The organism is Xanthomonas sp. NCPPB 1638, from assembly GCF_041475635.2.
Lineage (GTDB): Bacteria > Pseudomonadota > Gammaproteobacteria > Xanthomonadales > Xanthomonadaceae > Xanthomonas > Xanthomonas cucurbitae.
Genome location: NZ_CM192984.1, coordinates 2,836,845 through 2,861,228, shown reverse-complemented (window position 1 = coordinate 2,861,228; position 24,384 = coordinate 2,836,845). Strand labels below are relative to the sequence as shown.

21 protein-coding genes and 1 pseudogene are annotated in these 24,384 nt (G+C 68.0%); 13 read left to right on the top strand and 9 right to left on the bottom strand.

Going from position 1 to position 24,384, the window contains the following annotated elements; genetic code table 11:
* The first annotated feature begins 155 nt into the window (after positions 1-155).
* The gene (locus tag ACCQ13_RS12255) at positions 156-4,049 is read left to right on the top strand and encodes a YhdP family protein (RefSeq protein WP_159407259.1); all 3,894 of its coding nucleotides are present in this window, start codon (positions 156-158) and stop codon (positions 4,047-4,049) included.
* Between the two features lie 10 nt (positions 4,050-4,059).
* Here the strand turns inward: ACCQ13_RS12255 and ACCQ13_RS12250 are convergent, their stop codons facing one another.
* Complete coding sequence (locus tag ACCQ13_RS12250; protein ID WP_159407258.1) at positions 4,060-4,818, bottom strand: DUF6065 family protein; 759 nt, start codon at positions 4,816-4,818, stop codon at positions 4,060-4,062.
* Between the two features lie 99 nt (positions 4,819-4,917).
* Between ACCQ13_RS12250 and tldD the strand changes: the two genes are divergently transcribed.
* Positions 4,918-6,363, top strand: coding sequence for a metalloprotease TldD (gene tldD, locus ACCQ13_RS12245; RefSeq protein WP_159407257.1), 1,446 nt, complete (start codon positions 4,918-4,920; stop codon positions 6,361-6,363).
* An 82-nt stretch (positions 6,364-6,445) separates the two neighbouring features.
* Here tldD and yjgA read toward each other — a convergent pair whose 3' ends face one another.
* On the bottom strand, positions 6,446-7,036 hold the full coding sequence (gene yjgA / locus ACCQ13_RS12240; RefSeq protein WP_159407256.1) for a ribosome biogenesis factor YjgA: 591 nt from the start codon (positions 7,034-7,036) through the stop codon (positions 6,446-6,448).
* 91 nt (positions 7,037-7,127) lie between these two features.
* Here yjgA and pmbA point away from each other — a divergent pair, with 91 nt between their 5' ends.
* Complete coding sequence (pmbA, locus tag ACCQ13_RS12235; protein WP_159407255.1) at positions 7,128-8,495, top strand: metalloprotease PmbA; 1,368 nt, start codon at positions 7,128-7,130, stop codon at positions 8,493-8,495.
* 190 nt (positions 8,496-8,685) lie between these two features.
* Complete coding sequence (locus ACCQ13_RS12230; RefSeq protein WP_159407254.1) at positions 8,686-9,075, top strand: DUF4870 domain-containing protein; 390 nt, start codon at positions 8,686-8,688, stop codon at positions 9,073-9,075.
* Positions 9,076-9,141: 66 nt separating this feature from the next.
* Here the strand turns inward: ACCQ13_RS12230 and ACCQ13_RS12225 are convergent, their stop codons facing one another.
* From ACCQ13_RS12225 to ACCQ13_RS12205, 5 genes are all read right to left on the bottom strand, one after another.
* On the bottom strand, positions 9,142-10,230 hold the full coding sequence (locus ACCQ13_RS12225) for a M35 family metalloendopeptidase (protein ID WP_159407253.1): 1,089 nt from the start codon (positions 10,228-10,230) through the stop codon (positions 9,142-9,144).
* A 454-nt stretch (positions 10,231-10,684) separates the two neighbouring features.
* Positions 10,685-11,560, bottom strand: a complete 876-nt coding sequence (locus tag ACCQ13_RS12220) for a polyprenyl synthetase family protein (protein WP_159407252.1) — start codon at positions 11,558-11,560, stop codon at positions 10,685-10,687.
* Between the two features lies 1 nt (position 11,561).
* Complete coding sequence (locus ACCQ13_RS12215; protein WP_104603891.1) at positions 11,562-11,825, bottom strand: exodeoxyribonuclease VII small subunit; 264 nt, start codon at positions 11,823-11,825, stop codon at positions 11,562-11,564.
* Between the two features lie 31 nt (positions 11,826-11,856).
* Complete coding sequence (tilS, locus tag ACCQ13_RS12210; protein ID WP_159407251.1) at positions 11,857-13,158, bottom strand: tRNA lysidine(34) synthetase TilS; 1,302 nt, start codon at positions 13,156-13,158, stop codon at positions 11,857-11,859.
* A 237-nt stretch (positions 13,159-13,395) separates the two neighbouring features.
* The gene (locus ACCQ13_RS12205; RefSeq protein WP_159407250.1) at positions 13,396-15,129 is read right to left on the bottom strand and encodes an alkaline phosphatase; all 1,734 of its coding nucleotides are present in this window, start codon (positions 15,127-15,129) and stop codon (positions 13,396-13,398) included.
* A gap of 113 nt (positions 15,130-15,242) precedes the next feature.
* On the opposite strand from ACCQ13_RS12205, the gene ACCQ13_RS12200 reads away from it, so the two are divergent.
* From ACCQ13_RS12200 to ACCQ13_RS12190, 3 genes are all read left to right on the top strand, one after another.
* Complete coding sequence (locus ACCQ13_RS12200; protein WP_104603888.1) at positions 15,243-16,583, top strand: dicarboxylate/amino acid:cation symporter; 1,341 nt, start codon at positions 15,243-15,245, stop codon at positions 16,581-16,583.
* Positions 16,584-16,591: 8 nt separating this feature from the next.
* The gene (locus ACCQ13_RS12195) at positions 16,592-17,428 is read left to right on the top strand and encodes a class I SAM-dependent methyltransferase (RefSeq protein WP_104603887.1); all 837 of its coding nucleotides are present in this window, start codon (positions 16,592-16,594) and stop codon (positions 17,426-17,428) included.
* A 220-nt stretch (positions 17,429-17,648) separates the two neighbouring features.
* Positions 17,649-18,140, top strand: coding sequence for an acyl-CoA thioesterase (locus ACCQ13_RS12190; protein WP_104603886.1), 492 nt, complete (start codon positions 17,649-17,651; stop codon positions 18,138-18,140).
* A gap of 117 nt (positions 18,141-18,257) precedes the next feature.
* Here the strand turns inward: ACCQ13_RS12190 and ACCQ13_RS12185 are convergent, their stop codons facing one another.
* Together ACCQ13_RS12185 and ACCQ13_RS12180 are read right to left on the bottom strand one after the other, a co-directional pair.
* Positions 18,258-19,007 carry a C40 family peptidase gene (locus ACCQ13_RS12185; RefSeq protein WP_104603885.1) on the bottom strand — a complete coding sequence of 250 codons (750 nt, stop codon included), beginning with the start codon at positions 19,005-19,007 and terminating at the stop codon, positions 18,258-18,260.
* A 109-nt stretch (positions 19,008-19,116) separates the two neighbouring features.
* Positions 19,117-19,659 carry a C40 family peptidase gene (locus tag ACCQ13_RS12180; RefSeq protein WP_167527008.1) on the bottom strand — a complete coding sequence of 181 codons (543 nt, stop codon included), beginning with the start codon at positions 19,657-19,659 and terminating at the stop codon, positions 19,117-19,119.
* Between the two features lie 110 nt (positions 19,660-19,769).
* Here ACCQ13_RS12180 and ACCQ13_RS12175 point away from each other — a divergent pair, with 110 nt between their 5' ends.
* From ACCQ13_RS12175 to ACCQ13_RS12150, 6 genes and pseudogenes are all read left to right on the top strand, one after another.
* A complete protein-coding gene (locus tag ACCQ13_RS12175) occupies positions 19,770-20,249 on the top strand; it encodes an FKBP-type peptidyl-prolyl cis-trans isomerase (RefSeq protein ID WP_104603884.1) in 480 nt (159 codons plus the stop codon).
* A gap of 37 nt (positions 20,250-20,286) precedes the next feature.
* Entirely contained in the window at positions 20,287-21,531 is a 1,245-nt protein-coding gene (locus tag ACCQ13_RS12170) for a DUF418 domain-containing protein (protein WP_159407248.1), read from the top strand.
* 59 nt (positions 21,532-21,590) lie between these two features.
* A pseudogene (locus ACCQ13_RS12165) lies at positions 21,591-21,731 on the top strand (amino acid dehydrogenase); the annotation flags it as partial.
* Positions 21,728-23,098 (top strand): glutathione-disulfide reductase, encoded by a 1,371-nt coding sequence (gene gorA, locus ACCQ13_RS12160; RefSeq protein ID WP_159407247.1) that lies wholly within the window; start codon positions 21,728-21,730, stop codon positions 23,096-23,098. The pseudogene ACCQ13_RS12165 and the gene gorA, both read left to right, overlap by 4 nt.
* Before the next feature lie 65 nt (positions 23,099-23,163).
* Entirely contained in the window at positions 23,164-23,574 is a 411-nt protein-coding gene (locus ACCQ13_RS12155; protein WP_159407246.1) for an MGMT family protein, read from the top strand.
* 40 nt (positions 23,575-23,614) lie between these two features.
* Positions 23,615-24,310, top strand: coding sequence for a rhomboid family intramembrane serine protease (locus ACCQ13_RS12150; RefSeq protein WP_159407245.1), 696 nt, complete (start codon positions 23,615-23,617; stop codon positions 24,308-24,310).
* The last annotated feature ends 74 nt before the right edge of the window (positions 24,311-24,384 follow it).

The window sequence follows — 24,384 nt, the reverse complement described above, 5'->3', positions numbered from 1 at the left end:
AATCGGGAGTGGGGAATCGGGGTGGAGCAACAGCCGCTCCACGTCGCGTCTGTCAGCCCTTCAACGTCGTTGCGCCATCAGACGGCTAAGCGTCCACACGCCAGCGCTGGTGCTCTTACGATTCCCCATTCCCCATTCCCCATTCCCCGCCGTTAATGCCCACCCCGCTGCGCCGCCGTCTGCGGCTGTTCCGCCGCTATGCGATCACTGCCGCCGCACTGGCGGTGGTGGCGATCGCGTTGCTGGTCGGTGCGGCCAGCCAGGCGTTGCCGCTGGCGGAAGAGCATCCGCAGCAGATCGCCGCCTGGTTGAGCCAGCGCGCGGGGCAGGCGATTAGCTTCGATCGGCTGGAGACCGAGTGGACACGGCGGGGGCCGCTGCTGCGGCTGGATGGCCTGCGGATCGGCCCGCATGGCGAGGTGCAGGTGGGGCAGGCGGAAATCCTGCTGGCGATGTATGCCGGGCTGTTGCCCGGGCATTCGCTGACCGAAGTGCGCCTGCGCGGGCTGGCGCTGACCCTGCAACGCAGCAACGATGGCGTGTGGTCGGTGCAGGGGCTGCCGAGCGGGGGTGACTCCGACCCGCTGGATGCGCTGCGCCGTCTGGGCGAGATCCAGCTGGCCGAGGCGCGCCTGCAGGTACGCGCGCCGTCGATCGGCGTGAACACCGCACTGCCGCGCATCGACCTGCGCCTGCGCGTCAGCGGTTCCACCGTCAAGGTGGGCAGCCGTAGCTGGATCGATCTCAAACGCGCGCCGCTGACTGCGGTGCTGGAGTTCGACCGCGACAGCGGCGACGGTAGCGCCTATGCACAGGCCGATCCGGCCGATCTGTCGGCGTGGGCGTCGCTGCTGCAGGTCGGCGGCATGCGCGTGGATGGCGGCGGCGGGCGGTTGCAGGCCTGGGCGCAGCTGCGGGCGCGTCGGGTGACCGGCGTCACCGTGGATGCGGATTTCACCCAGCTGCAGTTGTCGGGCACCGCACTTCCGGATGAAACCGCGCGGCGCACGCTGCGTTGGGAGCGGCTGCAGGCGCGCGCGCGCTGGCAGCTCATCGACGGCAGCTGGCGGCTCGATGCGCCGCTGCTGCGGCTGGGGCAGGCCACCGCGTTGCAGCATCTGGACGGACTGAGCATCGTTGGTGGGCGTCGCTATGCGGTGGCCGCTCAGCAGGCGGATGTTTCGGGTCTGATTGCGGCCGCCGCGTTGAGCGACCGGCTCTCGCCGGGCCTGCGCCGCTGGCTGAGCCTGTCCAGGCCGCAACTGCGGGTGGCCGAGCTGCAGCTTGCCGGCGAGCCGGGCGGGCCGATGCGTGCGCAAGGCCGCATCGACGAACTCGGCTTCCTGCCGGTTGGCAATGCACCAGGCATCAGCGGCCTGCGCGGGCGCATCGATGGCGATGCGCAGGGCGGCGAACTGGAGACCGACGCCGACGCAACGGTGCGCTTCGACTGGCCCACCGGCTTCGGGGTGGTGCATCAGATCCAGCTGGCCGGCAAGATCGTCGGCTGGCGCGAGGGCGCTGGCTGGCAGGTCGCCACGCCGGCGCTGCGTGTGCAGGCCAGCGACTACGGCGCCAACGTGCGCGGCGGGCTGTGGTTCCAGAACGACGGCAGTCGCCCGCGCATGCAACTGGCCGCGCAGCTGGACGACGTGGCGCTGCCGGTGGCACGCAAGTTCTGGATCCGCTCCAAGATGAGCAAGGCCGCCATCGATTGGCTGGACATGGCCGTGGCCGGCGGTGTGGTCACAGGCGGCACCGGGCTGGTCAGCGGCGATCTGGACGACTGGCCGTTCGACAACAACGATGGGCGCTTCGAAGCGTTCGGGCAGATCCGCGATGGCATGATCCGCTTCAACCCGGACTGGCCGGCGATGGAACAGGTGCAGGCCGAGCTGAGCTTCATCGGCAACGGCTTCTCGCTCCACGGCAAGGGGGGGCTGGCCGGCACCCCGATCGCGCAGCTGAGCGCGGGGATCCCCAGTTTTGCGACCTCCGAGCTCTACGTGCGCGCCTCCACCCAGGCTGACGCGGCGCAGCTGCTGGGCATGCTGCGACAGAGCCCGCTGGAGCGCCGCTATGGCGACACCTTGCGCAACCTCAGCGTGTCCGGCCCGGCGGCGGTGAGTTTCGATCTGCTGCGCCCGTTGCGGACCAAGGGCGTGGGCGGGCATCTACAGGGCACGGTCGCGCTGCAGGGTGCCAAGCTGGCCGATGCGCGCTGGGACCTGGCTTTCGACCAGGTCAGCGGGCAGGCCGAGTATCGCGACAGCGGCTTTGCCGCCGAGCACCTGAGCGTGCAGCACCAGGGCCACACCGGCGAGCTGGCGCTGCGTGCCGGCAGTTTCGTGCAGGACCCGGCGCAGGCCTTCGAAGCGCGCTTCAACGCCACCCTGGACGCCGAGGAGTTGTTCGACCGGGCGCCGCAGATGGACTGGTTGCGCCCCTACGTGCATGGCAGTGCGCCGTGGCAGGTGGGGGTGGACGTGCCGTTGCCCACGTCGGGCCAGCCGAATGCGCAGGCGCTGCTGACGCTGCGCTCGAATCTGGTGGGCACCATGCTGGATCTGCCCGCGCCCCTGGACAAGCCGGCCGGCCGCCCGCTGGACACCCAGGTCAAGGTGGCCTTGCCGGTGGGCGATGGCGATATCGATGTGGCCTTCGGCAAGCTGGTGGCAGTGAAGGCCAATCGCCACGGCGAACAGACCGGCGTACGCGTGGTGATGGGCAGCGACACGGTGACCGAGCGCCCGCCGGCCAACGGACTGGTGGTCACCGGCCGCACCGCGTCGCTGGATGCGATCGACTGGATCAGCTTGGCACGCAGCAGCCGCGATCCCGACATGCCGCCGCTGCCGGGTCAGCCGGCGGTGCCCAGCAAGGAGGCAGTGCCGTTGCAACAAGTGGACGTGCAGGCCGACAGGCTGCTGCTGATCGGCGGCGTGTTCCCGCAGACGCGGCTAAGGCTACGCCCGACCCGCGATGCGGTGGCGGTGACCCTGGACGGCCCCTCGCTGGCCGGCCAGCTCACCGTGCCCAATGCCAGCGGCGGCACGGTGCAGGGCAAGCTCAGCACCGTGCGCTGGCAGCCGGTGGCCGAGGCACCGGCGCCCGCCGAGCCCGAGCCGGGCGACCCGCTGGCCGGTGCCTTGCCGGAACCGGCACGCCGCGCGGTGGCCGAGTTCGACCCCGTCTCGATCCCGCCGCTGGCGCTGGACATCGACGACCTGCGGGTCGGCAAGATGGCCCTGGGCGCGGCGACCCTGCGCAGCAGCCGGCTGACCGATGGCATGCAGGTGGATCAGCTGCAGCTGCGCTCGGACGACCAGAGCATCGGCCTGACCGGCGCGTGGCGCGGCAAGGGCGGGGCGGCCAGCACGCGGCTGTCGGCGCGCGTGGACAGCCGCAACCTGGGCAAGCTGCTGCAGACCCTCACCCTGGGCGGGCAGCTGCGCGGTGGCGAAGGCCAGCTGGAACTCAATGCCGGCTGGCAGGGCTCGCCGGCCGGCTTTGCGCTCGGCTCGCTGGACGGCAATCTCAAGGTGGACGTCCGCAACGGCCAGTTGCTGGAAGTGGAGCCGGGCGCCGGCCGCGTGCTCGGCCTGCTCAGCGTGGCGCAGTTGCCGCGCCGGCTGATGTTCGACTTCCGCGATTTCTTCTCCAAGGGGCTGGCCTTCAACACGTTGGCCGGCGAGGTGCGCTTCGGCGAGGGCCTCGCACGGACCGATGCCATCCGCATTGCCGGGCCGGCGGCCGACATCGCCATCCGCGGGCAGACCGATCTGCGCGCGCAGACCTTCGACCAGACCGTGGACGTCAACCCCAAGGCCGGCAACCTGCTGACCGTGGTCGGCGCGGTGGCCGGCGGCCCGGTGGGCGCGGCGGTGGGCGCGGCCGCCAATGCGGTGCTGGGCAAGCCACTGGGTGCGATCGGCGCCAAGAGCTACCACGTCACCGGGCCGTGGAAGGACCCGCAGGTGGATGTGGTGGAACGCGAGCGGGAGCGCGCGCCGAGCAAACCGACGCCGGCTGCTGCGCCAGCGCGCTGACGCCTGCTGCTCAGTCGCCTGCTGATGACTCCTCGTCGCTGCCGGCGCGCGTGAACATCGGCAGGCGCAAGCGGGCACGGTGGCCCGGTTGCGGCGTCGGGTCTGTTGCGGTCACGCCGCGAAAATAACCGCGCTGCCACTTCTCGCGCGCCGCCGCCGATTGCGCATCCGGCAGGTCCTGCAGAAAGCGCGTGCGGCTGTGCGTCCAGTCGGCATGCTGCTGCGCCAGCTGCGGCGTTTCTGACAGTGGCCTCCACTGCGGCTGCACCTGCTCGATCAACTGACGCTGTAACGGAAACAGATGGCAGAACGGCTCGCCGGCGGCGAAGTGCACTTGGCCTGGGCGGGTGAAACGCCAGTTCATGGTGAAGGTGGACGGGCTCCAGTCGGTTTCCACCAGGCCGCTCAATGCGCCGATGCCGTCTTTGGGCCGGTTCAACGGCCCGGTGACGAACAGGTCGATGCCGGTGTCGGTGCGGAACAGGCAGGGCACATGGAAGGTCAGCACGCCATAACCGAAATGGCTGATCGCCGGCGCCGCAGTGCCGGCATCGGCGCGGATGGCAATAGCGTCCAGCCTATCGCGGCCATCCCACGCCGCCTCGAAACCGGACGGGCACAGCAGTTCCCAACCATGCGCATTGGCGATTGCCAGCGGCAGGCAGCGGTAGGCGTAGCGCTGGTCGGTGGCATCCATCCAGTCGCGCGCAGGCGGGGCAGGGCGGATGTCCAGCGTGTGGCCATCCAGGACGTGGGCGATGAGCTTCATGCACAGGCGCGGCAAAGGACACGAGGCAGCCATGATAGCGGCGCGCCCGATTCAGCCGGACGACTTGTCTCCCCGGCGCGCGGGCCCCATCCTGATCGCATGACCGATAACGCTCTCACTCTGGCCGAAACCCGGCTGCTGCTTCCTTCCGGCCTGGACGCCGGCCATCTGGACCGCACCTTCGGCGCCCTGCTGGGCCCGGGTATCGACTTCGGCGATCTGTATTTCCAGCACTCGCGGCGCGAGAGCTGGAGCGTGGAAGACGGCATCGTCAAGGACGGCGCGCATTCCATCGAACAAGGCGTCGGTGTGCGCGCGATCTCCGGCGAAAAAACCGGCTTTGCGTACTCCGACGATATCCAGCGCGACACCTTGCTGGAAGCGGCGCAATCGGCGCGTGCGATTTCGCGCGATGGCGGTGCGCACGCCAGCCGCGTGCTGGTGCGTGGCAATGGCCGCGCGCTGTACCCGGCCACCGACCCGATCGACGACATGGACAGCGCCACCAAGGTGGACCTGCTACGCCGCATCGACCAGTTCCTGCGCGCCGCCGATGCGCGCGTCAAGCAGGTGATGGTGAGCCTGTCCGGCGGCGTGGACACCGTGCTGATCGCACGCAGCGATGGCGTGCTGGCGGCCGACGTGCGCCCGCTGGTGCGTTTGAACGTGCAGGTCATCGTCGAGCACAACGGCCGCCGCGAGTCCGGTTACTCCGGTGGTGGTGGCCGTTACGGCTATGCCGAGCTGTTCGCCGATGGTCGCCCGGAAGGGTTCGCGCGTGAGGCGCTGCGCCAGGCGCTGGTCAATCTGGACGCCATCCCCGCACCGGCCGGGGTGATGCCGGTGGTGCTCGGCCCGGGCTGGCCCGGCGTGTTGCTGCACGAGGCAGTCGGCCACGGGCTGGAAGGCGATTTCAATCGCAAGGGCACCAGCGTCTACGCCGGGCGCATCGGCGAGCGCGTGGCCTCGCCGGGCGTGACCATCGTCGACGACGGCACCCTGGACGGGCGCCGCGGCTCGCTCAACATCGACGACGAAGGCACCCCGACGCAGTGCACCACGCTGATCGAAGACGGCGTGCTGGTGGGCTACATGCAGGACAGCCACAACGCCCGCCTGATGGGCGTGGCGCCCACCGGCAACGGTCGTCGCGAATCGTTCGCGCACCTGACCATGCCGCGCATGACCAATACCTACATGCGCGCCGGCCAGCACGACCCGGAAGAAATGATCCGCTCGGTCAAGAGGGGCATCTATGCAGTGAACTTCGGCGGTGGCCAGGTCGACATTACCAGCGGCAAGTACGTGTTCTCGGCCACCGAGGCCTACCTGATCGAAGACGGCAAGGTCACCGCGCCGGTCAAGGGCGCTACGCTGATCGGCAACGGCCCGGAAACCATGCAGAAGGTGCGCATGATCGGCAACGACCTGGCGCTGGACGAAGGCGTGGGCGTGTGCGGCAAGGACGGCCAGAGCGTGCCGGTGGGCGTGGGCCAGCCGTCGCTGTTGATCGACGGCATCACCGTTGGTGGGACGCAGGCCTGAGATGCTGGGAATCGGGAATGGGGATTCGGGAATCGTAACGGCGGGGGCATCGGCATCCGATGCGCCCCGCGTGGCTGAGTTCTTATTCCTCGGTATCCGGGTCGGCGTCGTCGATCTCGAGATCGCTGCCGTGCGCGTCGTCGGGTTGTTCGCCGGCTTGCGTGGAGATGTCGCGCAGTACCTGAAACAGTTCGCGGTAGGCGCGCGGGGGTTTGTTCTTGGCGCGTTCGTGGATCGCGTTGCGCACCAGCTGGCGCAGCTGCTGGCGGTCGGCGGCCGGGTAGGCCTCCAGCAGTTCGGCCAGCGCGGTGTCGCCTTCGGCGAGCAGGCGTTCGCGCCAGCGCTCGACGCGGTGGATCGCGGCCACTTCGCGGCGCGCGGTGTCGCTGTTGGCATCCAGCGCGTCGCGGATCGCGGCCAGGGTCTCATCTTCCTCGCGGCGCATGTGCTTGGCCAGAAACGCCAGTTGCCGCTTGTGCGCGATATGCGAGGTGATGCGCTTGCTCTCTTCGATATGCGGGATCAGCGACTCGGGCACCGGCAGCTTGGCCAGCTGCGCCGGCGTGAGCGCCACCAGCTTCTCGCCCAGGTCAAAAATTTCCAGCGCCTCGCGCCGTTGCTGGCTGCGGCTGGCGCCACGAAACTCACCGGTGTCTTCATCGCGTCCGCGCATTGCCACTACATCCCGAAACTTGGTTGATAAATATCTCCGGCCTTGGACGGCCGGGTTCTTGCGAATGGATCCGCATCCAAAGGATAAAGCATTGAACGCACTCTCCTCCGAAACCCGTGTCACCGACGACAGCCTGCAGCGCCTGGATGCGCTGACCGAAATCTCCCAGCGCCTGCTTGAGCGCGCCCGCGCCGCTGGCGCCACCCAGGCCGAAGTGAGCTGCAGCGAAGAGCGCGGCCTGGATGTGAACGTGCGGCTGGGCGAGGTGGAAACCGTCGAATCCACCCGCGACCGCGGTATCGCGGTGACGGTGTATTTCGGCAAGCGCAAGGGCAGCGCCAGCACCGCCGATCTGCAGGAGTCCAGCCTGGAAGCCACGGTGGCGCAGGCCTGCGCGATCGCGCGCTACACCGAAGACGACGTGGCGGCCGGCCTGGCCGACCCGGAGCTGATGGCGCAGGAGTTCCCCGAGCTCGACAGCTGGCACCCGTGGGCGCTGGATGCCGACACGGCAGTGGATCTGGCGCTGGCCTGCGAAACTGCCGGGCGCGAGGCCGATGCGCGCATCAGCAACTCCGACGGCGCCTCGGCCAGCACCGGTCTCAGCCTGTCGGTGTATGCCAACTCGCATGGCTTCGTTGGTCGCGAGCGCGGCACCCATCATTCGATCAGCTGCGCACTGATCGCCGGGCAGGGCGACGGCATGCAGCGCGATGGCTGGTACAGCAGCGCACTGGCACGCCAAGACCTGGAGGCGCCGGATGCCATCGGCCGGCATGCCGCCGAGCGTACCGTGGCGCGGTTGCAGCCGCGTTCGCTGCCCACCGGCCAGCTGCCGGTGCTGTTTGCACCGGAAGTGGCGCGCTCGCTGGTCGGCCATCTGCTGGGCGCGGTGTCCGGCGGCGCGCTGTATCGCCGCGCCAGCTTCCTGCTCGACAGCGTCGGCACCCGGCTGTTCCCCGAGTGGTTCAACATCGAGGAGCTGCCGCATCTACGGCGCGGGCTGCGCTCGGCCGCGTTCGATGGCGAAGGCGTGGCGACCCGGCGCGCGGCCCTGATAACCGACGGGGTGCTGCAGCGCTACGTGCTGGGCAGCTATTCGGCGCGCAAGCTGGGGCTGCAGACCACCGCCAACGCCGGCGGCGTGCACAACCTGCAGGTCAGCGCCAACGCCGGCGATCTGGCGTCGATGATTGCCGGCATGTCGCGCGGGTTGTTAGTCACCGAGCTGATGGGCAATGGCGTCAACCCGGTGACCGGCGATTACTCGCGCGGCGCCGGTGGCTTCTGGATCGAGAACGGCGCCATCGCCTATCCGGTGGACGGCCTGACCATCGCCGGCAACCTGCGCGAGATGTTTGCCGGCATCGACGCGGTGGGCAGCGACGTGGACCGGCGTTCGCACGTCAAGATCGGTTCGGTGCTGGTCAATCGCATGACCGTGGCCGGCGAAAGCTGAGCGAGCCGCTCGCCTGCGCACCGATGCCAGCAGGCGCGCGGCCGGCAACGCGGTGCATCGCATGGGGTGCGCTTTCGTCATGCCACTTGCCGCAACAGCGGTCGCGGCAAGCGGCGCCGTCGTTGCGCACCGGTGGTCGGCTGTATTGTTGTTATAGTCAGCCGCACCACAATCATGTTTGGGAAAACAGATGAGCGAATTCGAGACACACGCCGCACCGCCGCCGCCGCCGATCGGAACCGATACCCCCTCGCAGGAGCGCACCCTGGCGCTGGCGGCGCACCTGCTGGGCATCGTGACCTATTTCGTCGGCGCGCTGGTGATCTGGCTCATCAGCAAGGACGCCAGTCCGTCCAAGCCGTTCGCCACCGACCAGGCCAAGGAAGCGTTGAATTTCCAGATCACCGTGACGCTGGCCGTGATCGTGGCGGCCATCCTGTCCGTGGTGACGTTGGGACTGCTCGCGTTCCTGCCCGCCTTGGTGTGGGTCGTCAGCCTGGTGTTCTGCATCCTGGCGGCGGTCAAGGCCAACAACGGCGAGCATTATCGGTATCCGTTCTCGCTGCGCCTCATCAAGTAATGTGGCATGGCAACCGACACAGGCCCGGCAGCGATGCCGGGCCTGTGTCGTTGCGACCTGCTGCGGTCAGTTCTGCGCCGGGGTGTTTTCGGCGAAGTATTCGTGGCTATCGGCGTTGGTGATGGCCTGGGCCGGATTGCTGATCGCCAGGCTGCGCGAACCGGACTGGCCATACACGCGGTCCTGGGTGCCGGCCACCACGGTGAAATGGCTCATCTCGTGCACCAGGGTGCCGGCCTTGGAATCGGTGCCGCGCACCGGCGCGCCCCAGAACGCGTTGCAGATGTAGATCTCGTACGGGGCATTGGCGTAGACGTAGGCGTATGCGCTGTCGTTGCAATTGCAGTTGAGGGTGATCTGGCCGTTGTTCTGATCCAGCGCATTGTCGATGGCCACGAAGTTCGCGCTGACCCGGCTATAGCGCGAGGCGTTGTAGGCGCCGAACCACGTGGTGTAGCGCGCACCGGTGCTGCCGCCGTTGAGATAGGTGCGCGCATTCTGCGAATAGGTGCGCGCCGCACCCACTGCCGTGGCGAGCTGGTTGGTCTGGGTGGTGCTGCAACTCTGGTAGTTGATCCCGTTGATGACCGCCTGCGGGCCGACTGCCAGCTGACGCTGCAGGCCGCGATTGACGCCGTTCAGCCAGAGGGTGAGCGGGGCGCTGGTGGCCACGGCCGGCTGGCCGTTGGCCGCCTTCATCAGGCTGCCGTCCGACAGCGAGGCATAGTGCAGCGCCGAGCGCACCTGGATGGTGTAGTTGCCGCTGCTGGACAGGTCGTACGCGCCGGCCAGGTCGACCTCACCCTTGACGCTCTGGCCAGGCTGCAGGATGGTGAAATCGGCCGCTTTGGGCAGGCCGCGCTTGACCAGCCGTCCGGTGTAGGCCACCGGCGCGCCCTCGTGGCTGACCTCCAGGATGCCGTTGTCCAGCGAGGTCAACGGCAATTGATAGCTCGGCACGCGGGCGGTCCGGTTGCCAGTGTTGGTGACGGTCACCGCGATCCTGCCCTGATGCCGCCCGGCCTGGTCGGCCACTGGCGACAGTTCAATGGTCAATGGAACCGGGCCGCGCAGGGATTGCGCCTGTGCCGAACCCAGTACGCCGACGACGGCCAGCGTACCTGCAGCAAACGATGCGAGAAAAACATTCTTCACCAGAGACTCTCCTTGATCGGGGGATGCCCGCAGGCGCGGGCGATCCAAACCTAGGCACAGCCAGCAGGCGCGACAAGTGGTTCAATCAGTAAAATTTCAGTTAAGAAGTGAGTCCGGCCGGGCGCAACGTGCCGCTGGTGTGGTTAGTTCAGTTATAAAACGTGCGACCGGTCATGAATGGCGCCGTTTCGGGTGCTTTCAGCTGCAGCAGGGCGCAGACAGGGAAGTTGCGTTTTGTGACGTGGTACTGGAGTGGGGCGCGCCTGCACGCCGCGCCGACCGTGCGCTGGCGCACGCAGTGCGCGAACGTGGTCTTGGATGCCGCGGCGGGGTCGATCCGGTGGGCGTGGCTGTCGATGGTTTGCGTGGCCGGTCGCTGCGCGGTTGTGTCGGGTACGCCTGCCAGCGAGCATTGTGCTGCGCGTGGTTGCCAGCCCGGTCGGGCGCGCAGCGCTCAGTGCGCGCGGTCGACCGCAAACCGGGCCAGCGTCGCCAGGGTTTCGCCCTGGCGGCCGTAGGGCTGCAGAACCTCGTGCATGCGCGTGGCCAGTTCGGCCAGCTTGGCCTTGGCGCCGGCCATGCCGAGCAGGGCGGGATAGGTCGATTTGGCTTGCGCCACATCCTTGCCGGCGGTCTTGCCCAGCTGGGCCGAACTCGATTCCACATCCAGGATGTCGTCGCGGACCTGGAAGGCCAGCCCCAGCGCATCGGCGAAGTCGTCAAGACGCTGCTGGTCGGCCGGCGCAGCCGCACCGCTCAGCGCGCCCATGCGCACCGCCGCGCGAATCAGCGCACCGGTCTTGAGCGCATGCATGCGTTGCAGTTCGGACAGCGATTGCAGCTGGCCGGTGGCGTCGATATCCAGCGCCTGGCCGCCGCACATGCCGGCGGCGCCAGCAGCGGTGGCCAGGCGCTGCAACCAGCCGACCCGCAGCTCGGCGCCCACTGGCGCGGCGGCCAGCAGTTCGAAGGCCCGCGCCTGCAGGGCGTCGCCGGCCAGGATCGCGGTGGCTTCGTCGAAGGCGATGTGCACGGTGGGCTGGCCACGGCGCAAGGCGTCGTCGTCCATCGCCGGCAGGTCGTCATGCACCAGCGAATAGGCGTGGATCAGCTCCACCGCCACGGCAGGCGAATCCAGCACGTCTTCCGCAGTGCCGAACAGCGTGCCGCTGGCGTACACCAGTAGTGGCCGCAGGCGCTTGCCGCCGCCCAGCACGGCGTGCCGCATCGCTGCGTGCAGACGCTGTGGCGGCAGCGTTGCTGCGGGCAGGCACGCGTCCAGGCCGCGCTCGGCACGAGCGATCCAGTGGTCGAACAGGGCGGGGTTCACCTCAGCCGCCGTCCTGCGCGGGCGGATCGAAAGGTTCGGCAAGCTCGGGACGTGCGGGGTCGGTCAGCATGCGCACGCGCAGTTCGGCGTGTTCCAGCGCCTGCTGGCAATCGCGGTACAAGCCGATGCCGCGTTCGTAGGCGCTGAGCGACTGCTCCAGGCTCAGGTCGCCGAGCTCCATTTTCTGCACCAGTTGCTCGAGTTCCTCCAGCGACTGTTCGAAGCGGGCAACCGGGGAGGTTTCGTTCAAGGACTTTTTAGCCATCGCGCAAGTGTGCGGGGCGTAGCCAGGGCGGTCAATTCGCCGGGTTGCTCGCCTGCCATCGCAGGCGGGCGTGATGGGCTTGCAGCCAGGCGTGCAGGGTGGCCGAGACGATGCAATCGCCGGCGGCCACCACTTGCGCCCCGTCCCACAGGATGGGCAGGCGCTCGCGTTCCCACGGCGGTAGGTCCGTAGCCTGCAGCAGGTGCTTGAGCCGATGCGAGTGGCGGCGCTGCGGCAGCACGATGCGCTCGCCGCCGTGTCGGGCACAGACCCGCAGCGGATGGTCAAAGTGCAGCGCCTGCGGCCCGTGCAGGGCTAGCGTTGCGCCATCGGGCAGCTGCAAGGGCTGGGCGCCGTCCCAGTGCGTGGACCACGCAGCCGGCCAGGCTGCCGTGGGTTGCAGGAGGTACAGATAATGGCGCCAACGCCGCGCCTGGACCTGCAGCCAGGCGAAGCAGGCCTGCCGGTCGGACGCGGGGGTGGCGATCTCCCGCAGCAACGCTGTCACGCCCTGCGCGGGGAGCGGTGGCGCGCCTGCTGCGTTGACCCAGGCGCGCAGCAGGCGTGGCTGTCGTGCGGCGGGATGTGCGGCCAGCAATTGCAGATCCAGCGCGCCACTTCGGGTGAGCAGGCCGGGCAGCAGCGCCAGATCGTCGTGCAGCAGCAGGTCGCCGGCGTCGGCGCTCAGTTGCGCGCTGCGTGCCAGGGACTCGCTGGCCTGCGGCCAGCGTTGCCGCAGCAACGGCAGGATTTGGGTGCGCAGGAAATTGCGGTCGTAGCGTGGGTCGGCGTTGCTGGAATCGTCGATCCACTGCAGGCCATGCGTGTGTGCGTAGGCCTGCAGCGCGGCGCGGGCGTGCACCAGCAACGGGCGCCACAAGGTGCCCGTGGCAAATGGCCGCTGCGTGCGCATGGCCGCCAGCCCCTCCGGACCGGAGGCGCGCAGGGCGCGCAGCAGGAACGTTTCGGCCTGGTCGTCGCGATGATGCGCCAGTGCCAGCCATTCGCCATCTGCCAGAACATCGGCGAAGGCGGCGTGGCGCGCCTGGCGGGCGGCCGCTTCCAGCCCCAGGCCACTGTCACGGGCGACCTGCACATGCACCGTCTGCAGGGGGACGCCCAATGCCTCGCAGGTCTGCCGGCAGTGCGCCGCCCAGGCATCGGCATCGGCATGCAGGCCGTGATGGACGTGCAGCGCGCGCAGGCCGTGCTCGCGATAGGCCGGCGCGGCGGCCAGCGCATACAGCAGCACCGTTGAATCCAGGCCGCCGCTGTAGGCGATCAGCACCGGGCCGGGTGGTGCGGCAGGCAGCAGTGGCGGCATGGTAGTCATCGGTGCCTCACGCTGCGCAATGACCGACTGGTGCAGTCAACACGTTGCTGGCAGGCGCTCGCACGTCTTCTGCGCGCTGGCAAACATTGCGCATCCGCCTTGCCAAGGCCTGCGCCGATGATCCGCCTTGCCAAGGCCTGCGCCGATGGCGCGCCGGCAACTGCCAGTCGCCACGCATCGATGCGCCCGTCGCGCCTCGCGCGCCCGCCAGTCTGCCGCCGCACACCAGCCTGCATCTCAGCGCCTGTCCGCCGCCTCGAACGTGGCCGGCCTGGGCAGCTCCACCGGCACGCCGGCGGCATCGCAGGTGCCCGCCTTGCATAGGCGCTCGCGCAGCCGCGGGGTGGCCTGCACGATGACGTGGTAGATCACGTTCTCCTCCAGCGTGCCGCGGAACGCCGCGCTGCCCGGGCCGGTGGCCCAGATTCCGACATCTTCGCCGCCATGGCTTTCGGACTTGGTCGGCACCAGCGACTCCTGAAGGTAGCTGGGCGCTTCGGTGTCCACATGGGTCAGGTCCGGGCGGCCCGCGGCCGGTTCGCTGCTGCTGGGGTCGTGCGGGAAGGTCTTCGGGCCGGCTGGCTGCGCATTGCTGGCGCCGGTGTAGCCAGGGCCATTGGCGTAGCTGAGCGTGGTGTAGGGGTGGCCGGCCATGTCGGTGGCCAGCTGGCTGCGGTCGCCTTCCTCGCCGCCGCCGCCGCGCACCTTGCCCAGGATCGGATTGCCGCGCACGGGGTAGCCGACGAAGTTGAGCGTGTGCGAATGGTCGGCGGTGACGATGATGAGCGTGTCCGCCGGCGCGGTCTGCACCGCGGCGCGCACCGCGTCCGACAGCGACACGGTTTCGTCCAGCGCGCGGTACGCATTGCCGGCGTGGTTGGCGTGATCGATACGACCGCCTTCGACCATCAGCACGAAGCCGTTGGGCGCGCGCGCCAGCGATTGAATCGCGGTGCGGGTCATTTCGGTCAGGCTGGGCTCGCCCTGCGGGCTGCGGTTGCGATCGTGGTCGAACTGCATGTGGTCTGGCTCGAACAACCCCAGCACTGCCGGTGCACCGGCTGCGGCCTGCAGCTGCTGTGCGTTCCAGACATAGGCGCCCTGCGGGTGCGCCCGCTTCCATTCGGCCACCAGATCGCGCCCGTCCAGGCGCAGGCCGACCTTGCCGTCGTACTCGGGGTCGCGCTGCTGCACGGTCTGGAACTGGCGGCGGCCACCGCCCAGCACCACCTGCGGGCCACGTCCGTAGCGGGCGGTGGAGAGCAATTGCTGGGCGATGTCCTGGCAGCCGGCCGCGCGGGCGGCGTCCGGCAGGTCGGTGTCGTTTTCCCAGTTGCGATCCGGCGAGTGCGCGTAGGTGGCGGCCGGGGTGGCGTGGGTGAGCCGGGTGGTGGTGACGATGCCGGTGGCCATGCCGGCGCTGTCGGCCAGCTGCAGCCAGCTCAGCAGGCTCTTGCCCAGGCTGTCGGCACAGTCGCTGCGGTTGCCGCTGCTGACGCCGATGGCGCCCATGTGCGACTTCACCCCGGTGGTGATCGCGGTCATGGTGCCGGCCGAATCGGGCGTCTGCGAATCGGTGTTGTAGGTCTTGCTGAAGGCGGTGGCCGGGAACTGCTCCCAGGACAGCAGGTTTTCTTCGCCGGGGCCGCCCTTGCGCTGGCCATCCAGGATGCGTGCGGCCGCCACCGTGGTCAGGCTCATGCCGTCGCCCAGGAACAGGATCACGTTGCGCGCCTTGCCGGCCATCGCGCCATTGCCGGCCGCGCGCGCGGCGCCGGAGCGATACCACCACTGCGGGGTTTCGCCGGCCGGATGCATCACCGGCGGCACCTCCACCGTGATCGCGGCGGAGGCAGCCGCCGTGGGTCCGGCGGTGGACGCACAGGCAGCCACGCACAGCGTGGTCACAGCGGCGAGGGCAGTCAGGCGGTAATGCATCGGGTTTGAACTCGTGGCTGGATCGGTGCCCATTATGCCGGGCGGCGTCCGTCGCACCGATGGCATGCTGCTGTTCCAGTCGCGGCCTCGCGGGTAGCGCGGCGCTGCGCTAAGGTGCACGCATTCCCCCCGGATGATTCGATGACATGAGACTGGTTGCGGCCTGGTTGCGCATTCCGTTCTGGCAGCGCGTGGTGGCCGGCTTCGTCCTGGGCGCGCTGGCTGGCTGGGCCATGGGGCCGGCTGCCGATGTGTGGTTCGGTCCCCTGGGCGATCTGTACGTCACCCTGATCAAGATGATCGCCATTCCGCTGGTGTTCTTCGCGGTCATCAATGCGATCTCCTCGCTGCATGGGCAAAAGTCCGTTGCCGCACTCGGTGGCCGCACGTTCCTGTGGTTTGTGCTCACTGCTGCGCTGGCCGTGGGCGTGGGGCTGGCGGTCGGCACGCTGCTGCAGCCGGGCGCCGGCCATTTCAGCCTGAGCGTGGATTCGGCCTGGAAACCGCGCGATGTGCCCAGCCCGGTCCAGGTGCTGCTGGACGTGGTGCCGTCCAACCCGTTCTATGCGCTGACCGGCATCGGCACCAGGACCAATGCCGCCGGCGACACCGTGCTGGCGGCCGGGCGTGGCTCGATCCTGCCGGTGATCTTCTTTGCCGCGCTGCTGGGCTTTGCGATGGTCAAGCTGGGCGAGCGCGTGGCCGAGGCACGCAAGCTCACCGCGCAGATGAGCGAGATCATGATCCAGGTCACCCGCTTCGTGCTGGAGATGACCCCGCTAGGAACCTTCGGCCTGATTGCCGGCCTGGTCGGCAGCTATGGCTTCCAGAAGCTGCTGCCGTTCGGCAGTTTCGTGTTGGCGTTGTACCTGGCCTGCGCCATCCACATCGTGGTGGTCTATAGCAGCCTGTTGCTGGTGCATGGGCTGAACCCGTGGAAGTTCTTCCGCGGTGCCGCGCCGGGCATGCAGGTGGCCTTCGTCAGTTCGTCGAGCTTTGCCGCGATGCCGGTGGCGATGCGTTCGATCACCCAGAATCTTGGCGTGAGCAAGGACTACGCGGCGTTCGCGGTGCCGCTGGGTGCCAGCATCAAGATGGATGGGTGCGGGGCGATCTTCCCCGCGTTGTGCGCGGTGTTCATCGCGCAATACACCGGCGTGCCGTTGACCGCCAACCAATACTTCGTGGTGCTGATCGCCTCGGTGCTGGGCAGCTTCGGCACCGCCGGCGTGCCGGGTACGGCGGTCATCATGGCCACGGTGGTGCTGAGCGCGGCCAACCTGCCGCTGGAGGTGATCGGGTATCTGTATGCCATCGATCGGGTGCTCGACATGATGCGCACCATGACCAATGTGACCGGGCAGATGCTGGTGCCGGTGCTGGTGGCCAAGGAAACCGGGCTGCTGGACAAGGCGGTGTACGACGCGGCCTCCAGCAATGTCGGGCTGGAAGATCCGCCCGCCGATGGCGCCAGGCCGCTGCGCTGAGTGCCACGATGACGGCTGGATTTCCCGTGCTGCGCGAGCGACTGGCGCAGCTGCCCGAGCTGGAGCTGATCGACGGTGTCTTCGTGCAGCGTGGCCTGGCCGGTGATCCGTTCGAGGACCGCTATCTGCAGGTGCGGCGCAAGGAAGGCCGTGTGTACACCGATGCCCAGGTGCGTCGGTTGCCACATCCTGGCGGCAAACTCGGCGCCAGCCTGGAATGGCAGGTGCGCGCGGTGTCCAGCGCATTGCTGGTGCACCACCTGCAACTGCGCGCGGGCGAGGGCGCGATCCTGGAGCTGGGGTGCGGCAATGGCTGGCTCTCGCAGCGGCTGGCCCAGGCGCTGCAGCGCGATGTCTGTGGCATCGACGTCAACCGCGCCGAACTTGCGCAGGCCGCACGCGTGTTCGGCCACGAGCAGCGGCTGAGCTTCGTCGCCGCCGATATCCACAGCGTGGCGCTGCCGCGCGAGCTGTTCGATGTCATCGTGGTGCCGGCCTGCATCCAGTACTTCCCCGATCCTGCCGGCCTGGTACGCCCGTTGCTCGCGCAACTGCGCGGCGGCGGCGAGCTGCATATTCTCGATAGCCCCCTGTATGCGGATCGGCGGCGCGCTGCCGAAAGCGCCGCGCGCAGCCTGCGTTATTTCACAGGGCTGGGCGTGCCCGCGCTGGCCGAGCAGTACCACCAGCACACCTACGCCAGCTTCGACGCGTTCAAGGTGCGCTGGCTATTCGACCCGCGTCGGCCCATGGCACGGCTCGGGCGGCTGCTTGGGCGACGGCAGCCGCATTTTCCCTGGCTATGCCTGCGCAAGCAGGACAACCAGGGAGCGGTCGCTGGCTGATCGCGGTGGCTGCACCCCGGGGAGCGGGGCGCTTGTTCTTCAGCGGTTGCAGTGAGGTGCTGTTGGTCGCTCAAGCGCCCCATGGCGCATGCCGTGCCGATTGCATGCTGCAGACGTCCTCGGTTGTCCATGGGGTGCAGTGCCCCCCTTGCGCAGAACGCGTGGGCCGGCTGGCAGGCACATGGCACACTTGCGGCACATTTTCTGGTGAGAGCCCGCAGTGACTGGTCAACAGCGCGATCTGACATTTCGTTTCCTGGCCGAGCCCAGCGACGTCAACTTCGGCGGCAAGGTGCATGGCGGGGTGGTGATGAAGTGGATCGACCAGGTCGGTTTTGCCGCCGCCAGCGGCTGGAGCGGACATTACTGCGTGACCGTTGCGGTGGGCGGCATCCGCTTCGTGGCGCCGGTGCGCATCGGCGATCTGGTCGCGGTGTCGGCCAAGCTGGTCTACACCGGTCGCAGCAGCATGCATCTGGCCATCGACGTGCGGGCGCGCAGCCCGATGGGCGGCGAGTCGCGCCTGTGCACCCATTGCATCATCGTGTTCGTGGCGATGGACCCGGATGGCATCACCCCGGTGGAAGTGCCGTCATGGCGGCCGGACACGCCCGAAGACCAGCGCCTGGCCGAATACGCACTGAAGGTCATGGAGCTGAGCAAGGGCATCGAGGACACCATGGCGCACTACACGGCCGATACCTCGCGGTAACCGGCACGGCGCGCTGCCACACGGCAGTCACACGACCACGCCGGCTGCGCATGGGTCCACGAAAAAGGCCGCAGGATCGCCGCGGCCTTTTTGTCATCGATGCACAGCGCCCGGTCGTTACAATACCCGGCGCGCCTGGATGAACTTCTCGCTCCAGTAGCCACTGGCGAGCGAGTCCACGCGCACGTCCTTGCCGCGGCTGGGCGCATGCAGGAACTTGCCGTCGCCGACCACCAGGCCCACATGATCGATGCGGCCGCGCTTGCCGAAGAACACCAGGTCGCCGACCTTCAGTGCATTGGGGTCCTTGATGAGCTCGGCCGACTCGTCGCGGGCGATGTCGCGCGACACGCGCGGCAGGTCAATGCCCAGCGCGGTCTTGAACACGTAGCCCACCAGGCCGCTGCAGTCGAACCCTTCGGTGGACTCGCCGCCCCAGACGTAGGGGGTGCCGAGCAGGGCCATGGCGCGCTGCAAGATTACCTGCACGCGGCTGTCGGCCACCGCGTTCTGCGCGGCGTTGGCGGCACTTTGCGAGACGTCGTAATTGGCGAGCAGGCGGCTGAGGTCGCCGGCGAACATCGCCGAACGGTCCATCAGCGGAATGGCGTCGTTGGCGGCCAGGTGTGGCAGCAGGGCGGCCAGGGTGGCAGTGGCGGCCGCGTCGGCACGGCTACGGGTGGCGGCTTTCTCGGCGGCGACGGCGCTGTCTGGCGTGGTCGTCTGCGGAGCGGATGGGGCGCTGTTGGCGGTTTGCGCCAGAGCGGGCAATGCGGCAATCCAGAGTGCGGTTGCGCAAAGCAGGCGGAGCGGTTTCCGGAGCGGAAGCGGTGCGGCGCCAGGGTTGATCTGTTCGTCGTTCGTCACGCGGGAATCACAGTTCTGCTGTCGATACGGGATGATGCCTTGGTGAAAGGATCGTTACGTTCAAAAAGAGTTAACTTTCCGTTTTATTACTTGTGACGTTCATCACAATTCAGTGCAAAACCCGTTTGGAACCTGAATAATGGTCACGCCAATAGGCACCGTCCAGGAAATCCAGGCGGACGGTACCGCCACTGGTCGGGGCGTGGACGAAGCGGCCTTCACCCACATAAATCCCGACGTGGGTCACGCTGCCGCCGGCGCCGAAGAAGACCAGATCGCCGGTTGCCAGTTTTTCCGGGGGAATCCTCGGGCCCTGGACCGCAGCCAGTTCGCGCGAGGTGCGCGGTAGCGCCAGCGCCAGCACGTCCTTGTAGACATAAGTGACCAGGCCGCTGCAGTCGAAGCCGGTTTCTGGCGTATTGCCGCCATAGCGGTAGGGCGTGCCTACCAGGCCAAGGGCGCGCATGAGGATGTTGTTGGCGGCCGCCGGATCGGCGGGGGGCACCTGCGGCCAGACGCGCGCCGTGGGCGGCGGCGTCGCCGGACGGCGCACCGGCGCCTGCGACGAACAACCGCCCAGCAGGAGCAGGCCCAACAGCAGGCAGGCCATCGCGCGCTGCGCGCGGGCGGCGAAAACTGGCGTGATATGCATGCAGCCGGGATAATGGGCGGTTCGGAAGGTCGCCATGATGGCGGCGCAGCCGGCGGCCGACAAGCCGTCCTTCACCCTCTGCCACCGGGCAGCCTTATTCAGAGCCATGCATGAAGATCGAAAAAGACAGCGTCGTCCGCTTCCATTACACCGTTTCGGAGATCGGCCAGGAGCCGATCGAGAGCTCCAAGGAGCGTGACCCGTTGGCGATCCTGATCGGCCACGGCAACATCATCCCGGGCCTGGAAACGGCCATGCTGGACAAGCAAGCCGGCGAAAGCTTCGGCGTCGACGTCAAGGCGACCGAGGCCTATGGCGAGTACCGCGAAGGCCTGAGCCAGCGCGTGCCCAAGAAGCATTTCGGTGCCACCAAGCTGGTGCCGGGTACCCAGGTGGTGTTGCAGACCAACTTCGGCCCGCGTGCGGTGACCGTGCAGAAGGTCGGCATGAGCGTGGTCGATGTCGACCTCAATCACCCGATGGCCGGCAAGGATCTGCATTTCGACGTGGAGATCATCGAGGTGCGCGAAGCCACGCAGGAAGAGCGCGACCACGGTCACGTCCACGGCGACGGCGGACATCACCACTGACGGCAGCCATCACAGCGGCCGCAAAGGCTGTATTGCAATGACATCGCGCGCGCTGCTGGCGCCGATTGCCGCCACCGAACGCATCGTCGTGCTCGATGTGCTGCGCGGTTTTGCGTTGCTCGGCATCCTGTTGATGAACATCGAAGCCTTCGTCGGCCCGCTGGACCTGGCGCTGACGGGGGTGGAGCCGCATTGGCAGGGTGCCGACCGCATCGCCGATGCGCTGGTCTACTTCTTTGTGCAAGGCAAGTTCTACACGCTGTTCGCGTTGTTGTTCGGGATGGGCTTTGCGGTGATGGCGCAGCGCGCCGAACCGGCCGGCGGTGCATTCCTGGGCACGTATCTGCGTCGCACCGCTGGCCTGCTGGCGATCGGCCTGTTACACGCGTTGCTGTTGTGGTCCGGTGACATCCTGGTGAGCTACGCGCTGCTGGCGCCGCTGCTGCTGGTCGTGCGCCGGCTGCCCACCGTGACGCTGCCGTGGCTGGCCGGGCTGGTCTACGCGTTCGCCCCTGGCCTGGTTCTGCTGTATGCCCTGGTGGGGGCCCTGGCGCAGACCGATCCGGACATGGCGGCGGCGTGGAACACCGCCCTGGCCGATATCGCGCAACAGTCCGCTGCCAATGTGCAGGCACAGCGCGCGGCCTTCGGCAGCGGCACTTATCTGCAGGCGACACTGCAGCGTTGGCATGACCTGGGGCAGGCCTTGAGCGGGCTGAGTATCAACGGCCCCACGGTACTGGGCATGTTTCTGCTGGGCGCTTGGTTCGTGCGCAGTGGCGCGATCGCTGCGCCCACGCGCCACGCGCGCCTGTTCGCCCTGCTGCGCCATGTCGCGCTACCGCTTGGGTCGGGCTTGATGCTGGTCAGCTATGCGTTGGAGCCGTGGATGGATCCAACCCGTGCGACCGTGCGTCTGTCGGTGGCATTCGCGTTGTCGCTCATCGCCGGGCCGTTGATGAGCCTGGGCTACGCGGCCTGGGTGGTGCGCCTGGCGCCACGCCTGGGATGGCTTGCGCCGGCCGGCCGCATGGCGCTGAGCAATTACCTGCTGCAGTCCGCGCTGTGCACCTGGATCTTCTACGGTTATGGGCTGGGCTATTTCGAGCAGCTGCCGCGCTGCTGGCAAGTGCCGTTCGCGCTGGGGGTGTTCGGCATGCAGCTGGCGCTCAGCCGGTGGTGGTTGCAGCGATGCTGTTTCGGGCCGGTGGAGTGGCTGTGGCGCGGCGCGACCTATCTGCGCCTGCCGCCGATGCGGCGCGGCCAAGCGGGTACCGGCTAGCGCCAGTGGCAGCGCAGGCGCCAGCGGCAGACGGTCGGCGGCGCTGGCACCGGGCTGCCCCTCACGTTTGGCTCGCAGCCGCGCATGGCATGCTCGGAGCCCGCATGAATACCGCAAGTGGAACACTGATGGCCAAGTTGATCCCGGGACGCGCGTCGGCGACGAATCCATATTCTCGACAGGCGGGGCACCTAGCATGAATCCACGCTATGACTATGACGTGTTGATCCTGGGGGGCGGTTCTGGCGGTCTGGCCGCCGGTTTTCGTGCCGCCGGGCATGGTGCGCGCGTGGCGATCATGGAGCCCGGTGCATTGGGCGGTACCTGCGTCAATCTCGGTTGCGTGCCCAAGAAGGCGATGTGGCTGGCCGCCGATCTGGCCGGCAAGATCGAACTGGCGAGCGCACTGGGCTTCGCGCTGCCGCGACCGACCCTGGCCTGGGAAGAGCTGGTCACGCATCGCCAGGGCTACATCGCCAACATCCATGCCAGTTACCGGCGTCGTCTGGACGCGGATGGCGTGGTGCTGATCCCACGCCGGGGCGTGTTGCAGGACGCGCATACGGCCATGGGCGATGACGGCATCGCGGTTACCGCCGAGCACATCGTGATCGCCACCGGGGCGTACCCGCGGCGTCCGGATGTGGATGGCGCCGACCTTGGTGAGGTTTCGGACGACTTCTTCAATCTGTGTCATGCGCCTGCCCAGGTGGCCATCATCGGCGGCGGCTACATCGCGGTGGAGATCGCTGGCTTGTTGCAGGCGCTTGGCAGCCGCGTGCATCTGTTCGTGCAGGGGGAGCGCTTGCTGGAGCGCTTCGATGCAGAACTCACGCAACAGCTGGCCGACAACCTGCGCCATCTTGGCGTGCGGCTGCATTTCGGCTTCACCACCACCGCGCTGGAGCGCGACGCGCAGGGCAAGTTGCGCGTGCGTGGCCATGGCATGCATCCCGGCGAGCAGGGCAGCGATGTGTTCGACAAGGTGTTCTTCGCCACCGGTCGTCGCGCCAATACCGCCAGCCTGGGACTGGAGGCGGCTGGCGTGGCGCTCGGCGAGAAGGGTGAAGTTTTGGTGGACGCAGGGCAGACCACCAACGTGACCAACATTCACGCGATCGGCGATGTAGCCGGCAAGGTGGGACTCACGCCGGTGGCGATTGCCGCCGGACGCCTGCTGATGGACCGCTTGTTCGGCAACCAGCCGGAGGCGCGCATGGATGACGACGGCGTGCCGAGCGTGGTGTTCTCGCATCCGCCGCTGGGCCAGGTCGGCCTGACCGAAGAACAGGCGCGCGCGCGGCATCCCGGCAAGGTGCGGGTCTACCGCAGCAATTTCCGCCCGATGTTGCATGCATTGGCCGACGCGCCACAGCGTAGCCTGTTCAAGCTGGTGTGCGTGGGCGAACAAGAGCGTGTGGTGGGCGTGCACCTGCTGGGCGAGAGCGCCGATGAAATCCTGCAGGGCTTTGCCGTGGCGGTGAACATGGGTGCGACCAAGCGCGACTTCGACCAGACGGTGGCGATTCATCCCACCTCGGCAGAAGAAATCGTGTTGATGCATTGATACGTGTGGAGGCTGGCGCGGCGTAGCTGTGACGCGCGGACGGCGTAGCTGGCATGCTTGGTGACATGACTACGTCCCGCCGAACACGCTCCGCGACGTCCGCCAGACCGTTGTTACCGGCTGGCGCCACAGCGACCGCAGCGCTCACCGCCGAGCAGGCGCGGCTGCGTCTGTGTCAGGCGATCCGGGCGATTCCCGCAGGGCAGGTCGCCGGCTACGGCGAGGTGGCCGCGCGCGCCGGGTTGCCTGGTCGTGCACGGTTGGTGGCGCGTGTACTCAGCGGCAATGACGATCCGCAACTGCCCTGGCACCGCGTGCTGCGTAGCGCTGGGCGCATCGCGTTTCCGCCGGGGTCGGCAAGCCATGACGAACAATGCCGACGCCTGCGCGCCGAAGGCGTGCCGGTAGTGCAGGGACGCGTGTGCCGTGCGACTGCCGCGCAGCGCCTGGATGCTGCCGTATGGGGGCCTTCATGACGCTGCCGTTATCATGGGCGGCATTCCAAGGGATGCCGCCATGCCTCAGTTGCCGCCTGTCACCAAAGCGTTGTTGATCGCCAATATCGGGTTGTTCCTGCTGCAATGGGCCGTCGGCGACCTGGGGGCCGGGGCGCTACCGTCGGACAGCGTGTTGTCGTGGCTGATGCTGTGGCCGTTGTCCAATGGGTTCGATGCGTTTTCGCCCGGCGCCAGTTTCATGCCGTGGCAGTTGTTGACCTATGCGTTCCTGCACGGTGGCTTCAACCACCTGTTCTTCAACATGCTGGCGCTTTTCATGTTCGGCGCGCCGCTGGAGCAGACCTGGGGCCAGAAGCGTTTCCTGACCTATTACCTGGTGAGCGTGGCTGGCGCTGGCGTGTGCCAGTTGCTGATGGCCTGGTTCACCCAGAGCGGTGCACCGGTGATAGGCGCATCCGGTGGGGTGTTCGGCCTGCTGCTGGCCTACGGCATGCTGTTCCCCAACCAGCGGGTGATGCTGCTGTTCCCGCCGATCCCTATGAAGGCGCGCACCTTCGTGATCGTGTTCGGTGCGATCGAATTACTGCTGGGCGCCACCGGCTGGCAGCCGGGCGTGGCGCATTTTGCGCACCTGGGCGGCATGCTGTTCGGTTGGCTGATGATCCGCTACTGGCGCGGCCAGCCGCCGTTCGGTGGCAAAGGTGGAAAGGGCGGCGGCAAGGGACGCAAACCGCCGCTGCGTGTGGTGCGCTGAGGGCATTGACCATGCCCTGGACCTGGACGCGATGGGGCGTTCTCTGTAATGCCTTCGCGGCCGGGGCCGCTCCT

What these genes read in the sequence shown, in the direction of transcription:
- ACCQ13_RS12255 (WP_159407259.1), top strand. Translation starts at nt 156, where the DNA reads ATGCCCACCCCGCTGCGCCGCCGTCTGCGGCTGTTCCGCCGCTATGCG.
- ACCQ13_RS12250 (WP_159407258.1), bottom strand. Translation starts at nt 4,818, where the DNA reads ATGAAGCTCATCGCCCACGTCCTGGATGGCCACACGCTGGACATCCGC.
- tldD (WP_159407257.1), top strand. Translation starts at nt 4,918, where the DNA reads ATGACCGATAACGCTCTCACTCTGGCCGAAACCCGGCTGCTGCTTCCT.
- yjgA (WP_159407256.1), bottom strand. Translation starts at nt 7,036, where the DNA reads ATGCGCGGACGCGATGAAGACACCGGTGAGTTTCGTGGCGCCAGCCGC.
- ACCQ13_RS12230 (WP_159407254.1), top strand. Translation starts at nt 8,686, where the DNA reads ATGAGCGAATTCGAGACACACGCCGCACCGCCGCCGCCGCCGATCGGA.
- ACCQ13_RS12215 (WP_104603891.1), bottom strand. Translation starts at nt 11,825, where the DNA reads ATGGCTAAAAAGTCCTTGAACGAAACCTCCCCGGTTGCCCGCTTCGAA.
- tilS (WP_159407251.1), bottom strand. Translation starts at nt 13,158, where the DNA reads ATGACTACCATGCCGCCACTGCTGCCTGCCGCACCACCCGGCCCGGTG.
- ACCQ13_RS12205 (WP_159407250.1), bottom strand. Translation starts at nt 15,129, where the DNA reads ATGGGCACCGATCCAGCCACGAGTTCAAACCCGATGCATTACCGCCTG.
- ACCQ13_RS12200 (WP_104603888.1), top strand. Translation starts at nt 15,243, where the DNA reads ATGAGACTGGTTGCGGCCTGGTTGCGCATTCCGTTCTGGCAGCGCGTG.
- ACCQ13_RS12195 (WP_104603887.1), top strand. Translation starts at nt 16,592, where the DNA reads ATGACGGCTGGATTTCCCGTGCTGCGCGAGCGACTGGCGCAGCTGCCC.
- ACCQ13_RS12180 (WP_167527008.1), bottom strand. Translation starts at nt 19,659, where the DNA reads ATGCATATCACGCCAGTTTTCGCCGCCCGCGCGCAGCGCGCGATGGCC.
- ACCQ13_RS12175 (WP_104603884.1), top strand. Translation starts at nt 19,770, where the DNA reads ATGAAGATCGAAAAAGACAGCGTCGTCCGCTTCCATTACACCGTTTCG.
- ACCQ13_RS12170 (WP_159407248.1), top strand. Translation starts at nt 20,287, where the DNA reads ATGACATCGCGCGCGCTGCTGGCGCCGATTGCCGCCACCGAACGCATC.
- gorA (WP_159407247.1), top strand. Translation starts at nt 21,728, where the DNA reads ATGAATCCACGCTATGACTATGACGTGTTGATCCTGGGGGGCGGTTCT.
- ACCQ13_RS12155 (WP_159407246.1), top strand. Translation starts at nt 23,164, where the DNA reads ATGACTACGTCCCGCCGAACACGCTCCGCGACGTCCGCCAGACCGTTG.
- ACCQ13_RS12150 (WP_159407245.1), top strand. Translation starts at nt 23,615, where the DNA reads ATGCCTCAGTTGCCGCCTGTCACCAAAGCGTTGTTGATCGCCAATATC.